Origin of the sequence: Borrelia persica No12 (genome assembly GCF_000500045.1) — a bacterium.
Classification (GTDB): Bacteria; Spirochaetota; Spirochaetia; order Borreliales; family Borreliaceae; genus Borrelia; species Borrelia persica.
This window is the reverse complement of the sequence record NZ_AYOT01000072.1, coordinates 1-1,740: the sequence shown is the minus strand read 5'-3', so window position 1 is coordinate 1,740 and position 1,740 is coordinate 1. Positions and strand designations below refer to the sequence as shown.

3 protein-coding genes are annotated in these 1,740 nt (G+C 27.1%); 2 read left to right on the top strand and 1 reads right to left on the bottom strand.

Features of this window, described 5'->3' with window-relative positions:
• Positions 1 to 429, bottom strand: a 429-nt coding sequence (locus tag U881_RS0101400) for a DUF603 domain-containing protein (RefSeq protein WP_024653009.1), incomplete at its 3' end; no start/stop codon positions are given.
• Between the two features lie 150 nt (positions 430 to 579).
• Between U881_RS0101400 and U881_RS0101395 the strand changes: the two genes are divergently transcribed.
• Positions 580 to 1,206 carry an Mlp family lipoprotein gene (locus U881_RS0101395; RefSeq protein WP_024653008.1) on the top strand — a complete coding sequence of 209 codons (627 nt, stop codon included), beginning with the start codon at positions 580 to 582 and terminating at the stop codon, positions 1,204 to 1,206.
• Between the two features lie 35 nt (positions 1,207 to 1,241).
• Positions 1,242 to 1,667 (top strand): Mlp family lipoprotein, encoded by a 426-nt coding sequence (locus tag U881_RS0101390; RefSeq protein ID WP_024653007.1) that lies wholly within the window; start codon positions 1,242 to 1,244, stop codon positions 1,665 to 1,667.
• Positions 1,668 to 1,740: the final 73 nt, after the last annotated feature.

The window sequence follows — 1,740 nt, the reverse complement described above, 5'->3', positions numbered from 1 at the left end:
ATTTTTAAGTCTAGTCTCCATATCTTGTATTTCTTTACTATCTCCTTTTCTTTTCTTAATCTCTTTTTCTAAGAGACTTATCTCTTGTATATAATCCTCAAGCTCCAATTCCAAATAATTGTTAAATGCCTTCATAAACTTAAGTCCAAGTTGACTCTTTGCTATACTAAATTGACTCTTAAGTTCACGCGCCTTTGCATTTACTTCAAGTGCTCGGTCCAAAATACTCTTAAAAGTATCTTCACAGATCGTAACTTTAGTATTACCATTGAACTCATTTGGATTATCTTTAATTCTTATCCATTTGCTTCTCATTTTACATACATTCGCTCGTGAAACACCAAGTTCCTTCGCTATTTCAATATCACTTAATCGACCTTCACTGAAATACATAGCATAATCTTCATATGCTCTCTTTACTTTACTCATAACACTTTAACCTTCTTAGTTAACAATAAGTTAACAAAAATTAATTTTGTTTAACATAAACTTTATAACAAAACACGAAACTTTACAAAAGAAACAAACAATAAGATAACTGATATATATTGTTTAAATCATAAAGATAAGGAGGATCATATGAATAAAATTATAATAAGATTGATACTTTGTAGTTCATTACTCTTATATTGCTGTAAAGAATACAAAGTAGATATAATCCCTGATAATAATCAACCACAAAATAGATCTAAAAGATCTCTAGATAATGAAGAAAATGAAACAGAGATAAAAGCAAAAAAAATTACTTTAACTGAAAACGAGAAAAAAAAGTTTAATTCCTTAACACTTGCACTCAAACTAGTACTAGAGAAGTTACAAGATAATCTCAATTCATGTCAAAATAGCAATAAAGTTAAATGTACAAACTTTTTTGATTGGATCTTAAAAGATGAACAAAAACAAAAAGAATTAGCTGACGCTTTTAACAATGTTTATGACTTCTTAAATAAAAAAAGACAAGAAAAAGCAAATGATAAAGATTTTGATGCCTATATTAATGATGCTATTGAATGCCAAGCAAAAAATAATCATAATTGCAACCAAAATAATCAATACGGAAATGATAATGAAATAGAACAGTTTTTTAGAGGTGTTTTGGATGAAATGGGTTCCAAAAATAATAACGAAGAAATGTTTGAATATCTGAAAAAAGAGTTACTAAATCCCAACAATCATGTAGCTGGACTTACAGCAAATTGGCAATAAAATAAATTATAAATAAAAGATATAAGGAGATTTAAATGAAAAAAATCAATATTATTTTGATATTATTACTAATGATTAATAGTTGCGATCAGTATAAACAACAAAACACTGATAATGACAAACCTCAAAAAGATGAAGCAGCACAAACAGAAGAGGTTAAAAAAACACCAGAAAAAATACTCAAAGAAAAGTTAAATGACACTGAAAAAATAAATCTCAATTTCTTAAAAGAAGCATTGAATAATGAAAGTGATTTTAACAAGTTTTTAAGTTACGATGAATCTGCAATAAAGTCTGTACTTCAACATATCCAAAGTGAACTTTCAAAATGTACTGGAGAGAACGCAAGTGATCAAAAGAATACATTTAAACAAACTTTACAAGGTTCATTTAAAAGTAATAGCGATGATTTAGATAAATTTAAAGATCAAGCAACAAGTGCTTGTGCAGCAGGTGGTTAAAGACAAAATTACAAACAAATTTCAAAAAGGGATTTAAAAAAGAAGAAAAAATTTGAAGAAGATATTTACAAAA

Excerpts from the sequence above, each read along its gene's own strand:
- U881_RS0101395 (WP_024653008.1), top strand. The coding sequence starts at position 580 with ATGAATAAAATTATAATAAGATTGATACTTTGTAGTTCATTACTCTTA.
- U881_RS0101390 (WP_024653007.1), top strand. The coding sequence starts at position 1,242 with ATGAAAAAAATCAATATTATTTTGATATTATTACTAATGATTAATAGT.